Here is a 6742-nt window from a genome sequence, read left to right as displayed (position 1 = left end):
ATAAATTAACATTGGATGTCAACCTAGAGACAATAAACCTAACCAAGTTATATCTCTTTAAAATTAAGAAAGCAGATTCACTGATAAGTAATAACCTAAGGCTAAATAACAGATAAAAAAAATACCAACTCCAGATATAGCCTGTAAGTTGGTATTTATCAGATTCAGATGATTATCAAATCAGCCAAACCGACTAATAGAGCTTATGTCGTCCGGCAATGGAGTGTGACAATGTCGTCCCGTCAACGAGCTCTAGCTCGCCGCCCACCGGCACACCATGTGCAATACGGGTAGCCGGGATCGAGTACTCACTGCACAACTCAGCAATATAGTGCGCCGTTGCCTCACCCTCAACCGTCGGGTTGGTTGCGAGAATCAGCTCTGATATCTGCTCGTTCTGCAAGCGAAACTCCAGGGTATCGAGGCCAATGTCGGACGGTCCGATACCGTCAAGAGGCGACAGGTGCCCCATCAACACGAAATAACGCCCCGAGAACTGCCCCGTTGATTCAACAGCAACAATATCCGCCGGGCTTTCAACCACGCAGATCTGTCCGTTCTCCTGACGACGAGGGTTGGCACAAATCGCGCACACATCCTCTTCAGTAAAGGTACGACAGCTCTGGCAGTGACCAATTTCCGTCATCGCCTTACTCAGGGCATCAGCTAGCTGCAAACCACCCTGACGATTACGCTGCAACAAACTGAAGGCCATGCGCTGAGCCGACTTGGGACCAACCCCAGGCAGACAACGTAAGGCCTCCATCAGTTGTTCCAGTAATTGACTGGTGCGCATTGATTAGAATGGCATCTTGAAGCCAGCAGGTAGGTTCATACCGCCTGTTACGCTTGCCATTTTCTCTTTCTGTGCTTCTTCGATGCGGCGTGCTGCATCGTTAAATGCTGCGGCGATCAAATCTTCCAACATATCTTTATCGTCTTCCATCAAGCTATCATCCAGCTCAACACGACGTACACTGTGGCTACCAGTCAGAGTCACTTTTACCAGGCCAGCACCAGACTCGCCAGTGACTTCCATGTTTGCAATTTCTTCTTGCATCTTTTGCATGCGCTCTTGCATTTGCTGCGCCTGCTTCATCATGTTGCCCATACCACCTTTACCAAACATATACTCTCTCTCTATTGGTCTGGTTGAAATTCATTTTGCTATATCGTAATACAAAACGACTGTATTACAGTGGCCTAATGCTCTCTTCATCAAGTACAGCAGCAAAGCGCTGGCAGATAAAGTTAACATTAGGATCACTCATTAAACTTTGCTTTGCCTGATCAAGCTTCTGATGATAGAGCCCTTCTCGCCACTCTAGCGGCGAACACCCTTTTTCACCGAGTTCAATCGATAATTCGATTTCCATACCAAGCAATTCACCGATAGCCTGCGCCAACTGCTCTCTGGCCTTAGGGCTATCTAAATGTCGTTGAGACTGGCGTAAGAACAAAGTCACTTGTTGATCGTGTTGCTCAAACGCTGAATTTAATGCTAATTGCTGGACCATTCGCCCTACATTTAGCTTAGTCACTAAATCTGACCAACTATCCTGATTTGCCGCTTCTTTGACAAGCAATTTCGCCATCTCTGGCGTTTTTTCATGCTCTAGCGCGCGCTTCAGTGTCGCAGGTGCCACTTCCTGCTTTACCGCTTCTGGCTCTGGCTGTGCCATTGGCTTCCATCGGTATTCTTCATCCGACTTGCTCGCCGGTTTCTCGGCAGCTCCCGGCGCTGGCATCGCGGATGCTCCTACAGACGGAGCTGGCTGACCCTTGTGCTTGGTAGCAATTCGGTCTAGCACATTGGTTGCGACTTTTTTAGCTGGCGCCGATTCAGTCTTTTTTGCAGCAGGAAGATCCTCATGGCCGCGCTTGCTCTTGCTTCTCAGCTTGTTCCTTGCCGCCAACAACCCTGTTGCTGCCGATGACGGCTGGGCCTGTGGCTGAGCAACAGCCGGCTGTTGCGAAGAAGGTCTTTCCTGGCGCGACTCCTGCCGATTTTCTTGCCGAGGCTCTTGCATAGCAGCATCATAGCCTTGCGGAGCATGCTGAGGTACAGCCATTGATGGCTGAGAGCTCCCCTGTTGCGGATAACTATTCTGCGGCTGGCCGTTTTGCACAGGGTTGCCTTGTAGGTTCCCGCCCTGAGGATAGCTATCCTGTGGGTACGGGCGAGCCTGCTCTTGTGGCGCTGGCTCTATAACAGTGCGTTGTGGCGACTGCTGGACCGGAGCTACTGGCTGCGGCTTTACCTGTGATTGCCCACCGTTCATCTGCGCTTTCAGGGCCTGAACCCGTTGCATCCCCTGCTGACCTTGTGGCGCTTTGCTCTGGGGTTGGGAAGCTGGCTCTGCTGCTGGCACATTAATTGGCTGTGCACTAATACCCTGGCCGGAAAGCGGACGAAACGCCAGCATTCTCAGCAGCACCATCTCCAGTCCCGTACGACCGTCCGGGGCATAGGCCAGATCCTGGCGACCCTGCAAGGCAATCTGATAGCACAGTTGCACTTCCTGCGGTGAAACATGTTTGCTTAGCGCAATAACACGCTCGGCATCGGGAGCGCTATCATCCAACGATGCTGGCAGCGCCTGATACATAGCCACACGGTGTAGCTGAGCGGCAAGCTCGCTCAATAGGCTATCCCATTCGACACCAACACCCGCCAGCTCTTCGAGACATGCCATCGCAGGTTGCGCTTCACCCTGCGCCATGGCTTCGAGCAGATACAGCGCTTGCTCAGTGTTAAGCGTGCCCAGCATAGCCGAAACGGATTCAGCCTGAACTTGGCCATTGCCCAGGGCTATCGCCTGATCGGTAAGGCTGAGCGCATCTCGCATACTGCCTTCTGCCGCCCTGGCCAAGAGGCTCAACGCCCTAGGCTCATGCTCCACCTGCTCTTCTGTCAGCACCTTTTCCAGCTGGGACTGAATTTGGGCATTATCCAGGTGTTTTAGGTGAAACTGCAGGCAGCGTGACAGAATCGTCACCGGAAGCTTCTGGGGATCGGTTGTCGCCAGGATAAACTTGACGTATTCCGGCGGCTCTTCAAGGGTTTTCAGTAAGGCATTAAAGCTGTGACGAGAGAGCATATGCACTTCGTCAATCAGATAAACCTTGAAACGGCCACGGGCAGGTTTGTACTGAACGTTATCAAGCAGTTCACGGGTGTCTTCGACTTTGGTCCGTGATGCCGCATCGATTTCCAGCAAGTCGACAAAGCGGCCTTCGTCGATCTCACGGCAAGTCTCGCACTGACCGCATGGCGTAGATGTCACCCCCTGCTCACAGTTCAGCCCTTTGGCAAAGATACGGGCAATGGTTGTTTTACCCACTCCGCGGGTGCCGCTGAACAAATAGGCGTGGTGAAGACGGTTGTGGGCAAGTGCATTGGCCAACGCCGTCAGGACATGGGACTGGCCGACAACATCCTCAAATTGATGCGGTCGCCATTTCCGTGCCAGAACCTGATAACTCATGTTTACTAACCTTACAGAATCAAGAACTCAATGCTAGCACAGGGAGGATTTTTGAGCGAGAGGGCGCCACGGCGAGCGCCCAATGATTAGCCAGATAGATACTGGCTACAGGGATTAGTGACCGTCGAAGTCACAGATGCTGTATACGTTAAGGCCAATGCCTTCCAGACGCTCAGCACCACCTAGTTCAGGCAGATTAATCACAAACGCGGCATCTTCAACCACACCACCTAGACGACGAACCAGTTTGGTTGTCGCTTCAATAGTGCCGCCGGTAGCCAGCAAATCATCAACCAGCAGTACCTTATCGCCTTCGCTGATCGCATCGACATGGATCTCTAGCGTGTCCTGACCGTATTCAAGCTCATAGCTTTCACCGATCACCTCACGAGGCAGTTTGCCAGGCTTACGAACCGGCACAAAGCCGACACCCAGCTCAAGTGCCAATGGCGCACCAAACAAAAAGCCACGAGCCTCAGTACCGATCACTTTCGTGATACCTTTATCTTTGTACTGCTCGATCAGCACTTGCATTGTAGCGCTATAAGCCGCCGGGTCTTCCATCAGGCTGGTAATATCTCGGAACAGAATACCTGGCTTCGGGTAGTCCGGGATAGATTTAATGCTACGCTTGATCAAAGCTAGTTTTTCTTGAGTCATAATCGTTTTCCGTGCACCATCTTACGCAAGTGCTGTAGCGCTTGTTAAAAAGCCTGGCGCTGGGACAACCCTCGGCAGCAGGCAAATAAATTCCGGAGCAAATAGTATTGATTTTCACAGGCGGGAGCAACTAATACCAAGGGTTCTTTGTCATGAATCAATAGATATCGTTTACGTATCCCAGCAAGGTGTAAGCAGGTGCTTACTCTGTATCTGCAGATACCTTCGTAAAACGAGAATTATCCACCACAGGCAAACGATTAAACCAAATCAGCAGCAGCGTTGCCATGACTATCAGCATCACTTTATGCCATAGCAAGGGCACCAGATAAACAGACAGGGCAAAGCTAAGCACTATGGTGATATTAGCTCGACGCTTGACTGTTTTTGATACTGCCCTGTTTTCATGCCAGTTTTTCAGAATAGGGCCGAAATGCGGGTGTTGGTGTAGCCAGCGACTGAGGCGGGGCGAACCACGCATAAAACAGGCGCTGGCCAGCAACAAGAAAGGAGTCGTCGGCAGCAAAGGCAGGAATACCCCCAAGACGCCGAGAACAACACACAACCAGCCAATGCTTAACAGCATGGTCCGTTTAATGATGTCTTTCATCTCTCCTTCCTTACTGACCGGGTTAGAATACCAGCCAGTGTATCATTAGCTGATGCTATAGGCTCAATATTCCCAACCAGGTTAAACTAGCCGGTAGTGTTGGCAATGCCAGTGCAACGAGAAAACCAACAAAATATTTAAAACTATACGGGTCTTTAAAACCGTGTTCCATGGTACGCTTCCTTTATAGAGTATATATAGCTGACTTGCTTGTTGTCCGCAGCTTCTTTGGCTGCCGATCTTGAGCGGAAGCCACTATAGCGGATCAAGGAAGCGACAAAAACCGATGGAAATTATGGTTATTCTGCCCATTACTCTATAAAGGTTTGATTCAAATCACAATCAAACTATCAAACCGTCTTAGACTAAATTTATCACTTATAAACATAATACCGAGATATGACAACGTCAGAGCGCACTTACCAACAGCTAAAACAGCATTTGGAGCAGGAACATAGTCAGTTAGCCAAAGAGCTTAAGCATGAAATGCTGCTAAATACTCTTGTCCCTTCGGCGACAGCCATTGAACAGGCCGATCTCAATGAGCTCATCGTGATGGCAAAATCCTCATTCATTCCTAACCTGTTTGATTTGGCGATGAAAATGGAAAAAGTCGATGCCGCCGTCTGCTCAATCAAGCTGGGCATGTACGGACTATGTGTAGACTGTGAGGAAGAAATTGAGCACGAAGAACTTCAGGCCGATCCGGCTCAGCCGCGATGCCATTCATGCCGCGTCCATAGCCGTTATCACCATGATCAGTAACTTAAATTGGCGGGATTGAACATAACAGCCACTATTGGCGGCTGGCTATACATCCCGCAATCAACTTAGCTAGCTATACGTTAAGCTAGCTTGCGATAAACAGTAAACGATCACTGCGCATCTTGTGCTTTTGCCCACTGATAAAAGGCAGCTTTTTCTTCCGCATTTGCCTTGCTGTACCAGAGTTTCAACTGCGCCAAAGCATCGCCTGAGATCGTCACTTCGCCCTGCTCACTCACTTCGACTGTCGCTTTTTCAAGATCAACCGCATAACCTTGCTCAAAAGTGATTCCATGCTGGCGGTTATACTCTGCCACCAGTTTTTCCATATTACTGAAGGCAGCAAAACCTTTACCCTGCATTTCAACGTGTTCCAAAGTGCGAACAGTACCGCTTTCTAGCTCCAGTTGCCACTCGGGACCACGCTCAAAGTAAGATTTAGCCTGAGACAAGGTTGTAAAATGCGGGAGTACAATTGTTGCGTTTTCATCCGGTACATTAAGTTCGAACAGATAAGGACGTGTCGTGTACATTTTTGACTTCGAGCCACTCTTTAACTCACCATCAAAACGAACGACAACCTGATGCTTGCCTGGAGCCAGTTCAACACTTTCAGTTGGAGACCAAAAAGATGATTCTACTTTCTTGCCGTCTATTACGAGTAGCTTTATATCCTGGCCTGTAGACAACGTGGCTGCTTGAAGACTAAATGGCATTATCAACAGCGCAGCAGCGACTAACTTGTTCATTATTTTCCTTACTTCTCTATAAACCTATGCCTTAAGATAACAAAAAGCCGCCCATAAGGCGGCTTTTTAATATTCTTAGATTAACTCAACCTTAGAATAGTACTTCCATACCAACTAGGTAACCTACATCTAGGTCAGTGTTGTCAGCATCAGCCCAACCTAGCTCACCGTAAACTTTCACGTTGCTGTGAAGCTGGTGAGTTACGTTAGCGTAGATGTTGTCGATAGTATTGTCAGGAGTATCGTAGTCTGCACGGTTGTAACCTAGAGCAAAAGTGTTTTTGCCCATAGTGTATGAACCAGCTAGTTCGATTAGGTCAACATCAGAAGTTGTTGCACCAGCAGTCTTCTGCTCAACGTTACCGTAAGACGCTGCGAATGCGAAAGCACCCATTACGTACTGACCTTCAAGGTTAAAGCCGTCAACTTCAACTTTAGTAGCTGCTAGGTCTGAGCTTTCAGCTGTGTAG

General features: G+C 49.2%; 8 protein-coding genes. 1 reads left to right on the top strand and 7 read right to left on the bottom strand.

The features are described from left to right. Window positions 1-193: 193 nt before the first annotated feature. The 5 genes from recR to MHN01_RS12310 form a co-directional block, all read right to left on the bottom strand. Window positions 194-796, bottom strand: a complete 603-nt coding sequence (gene recR, locus MHN01_RS12330; RefSeq protein WP_075768272.1) for a recombination mediator RecR — start codon at window positions 794-796, stop codon at window positions 194-196. Between the two features lie 3 nt (window positions 797-799). Beyond that, window positions 800-1129: a YbaB/EbfC family nucleoid-associated protein gene (locus tag MHN01_RS12325; RefSeq protein ID WP_160650537.1), complete on the bottom strand. Its 330-nt coding sequence runs from the start codon at window positions 1127-1129 to the stop codon at window positions 800-802. A 64-nt stretch (window positions 1130-1193) separates the two neighbouring features. Beyond that, entirely contained in the window at window positions 1194-3488 is a 2295-nt protein-coding gene (gene dnaX / locus MHN01_RS12320) for a DNA polymerase III subunit gamma/tau (protein WP_239411621.1), read from the bottom strand. 114 nt (window positions 3489-3602) lie between these two features. After that, window positions 3603-4148 (bottom strand): adenine phosphoribosyltransferase, encoded by a 546-nt coding sequence (gene apt / locus MHN01_RS12315; protein ID WP_239411620.1) that lies wholly within the window; start codon window positions 4146-4148, stop codon window positions 3603-3605. 202 nt (window positions 4149-4350) lie between these two features. Beyond that, window positions 4351-4758: a YbaN family protein gene (locus MHN01_RS12310; RefSeq protein ID WP_239411619.1), complete on the bottom strand. Its 408-nt coding sequence runs from the start codon at window positions 4756-4758 to the stop codon at window positions 4351-4353. Between the two features lie 399 nt (window positions 4759-5157). Between MHN01_RS12310 and MHN01_RS12305 the strand changes: the two genes are divergently transcribed. Continuing rightward, the gene (locus tag MHN01_RS12305; RefSeq protein WP_239411618.1) at window positions 5158-5523 is read left to right on the top strand and encodes a conjugal transfer protein TraR; all 366 of its coding nucleotides are present in this window, start codon (window positions 5158-5160) and stop codon (window positions 5521-5523) included. Window positions 5524-5633: 110 nt separating this feature from the next. Here MHN01_RS12305 and MHN01_RS12300 read toward each other — a convergent pair whose 3' ends face one another. Beyond that, on the bottom strand, window positions 5634-6272 hold the full coding sequence (locus tag MHN01_RS12300; protein WP_239411617.1) for a DUF2057 domain-containing protein: 639 nt from the start codon (window positions 6270-6272) through the stop codon (window positions 5634-5636). 91 nt (window positions 6273-6363) lie between these two features. Further along, window positions 6364-6742: porin (locus MHN01_RS12295; protein ID WP_239411616.1), on the bottom strand; the 379-nt coding region annotated here is incomplete at its 5' end.

Source organism: Photobacterium sp. OFAV2-7, assembly GCF_022347985.1.
Classification (GTDB): Bacteria; Pseudomonadota; Gammaproteobacteria; order Enterobacterales; family Vibrionaceae; genus Photobacterium.
This window is presented reverse-complemented; position numbering and strand designations above follow the sequence as displayed.

Excerpts from the sequence above, each read along its gene's own strand:
- dnaX (WP_239411621.1), bottom strand. The coding sequence starts at position 3,488 with ATGAGTTATCAGGTTCTGGCACGGAAATGGCGACCGCATCAATTTGAG.
- MHN01_RS12300 (WP_239411617.1), bottom strand. The coding sequence starts at position 6,272 with ATGAACAAGTTAGTCGCTGCTGCGCTGTTGATAATGCCATTTAGTCTT.
- MHN01_RS12325 (WP_160650537.1), bottom strand. The coding sequence starts at position 1,129 with ATGTTTGGTAAAGGTGGTATGGGCAACATGATGAAGCAGGCGCAGCAA.
- MHN01_RS12305 (WP_239411618.1), top strand. The coding sequence starts at position 5,158 with ATGACAACGTCAGAGCGCACTTACCAACAGCTAAAACAGCATTTGGAG.
- apt (WP_239411620.1), bottom strand. The coding sequence starts at position 4,148 with ATGACTCAAGAAAAACTAGCTTTGATCAAGCGTAGCATTAAATCTATC.
- recR (WP_075768272.1), bottom strand. The coding sequence starts at position 796 with ATGCGCACCAGTCAATTACTGGAACAACTGATGGAGGCCTTACGTTGT.
- MHN01_RS12310 (WP_239411619.1), bottom strand. The coding sequence starts at position 4,758 with ATGAAAGACATCATTAAACGGACCATGCTGTTAAGCATTGGCTGGTTG.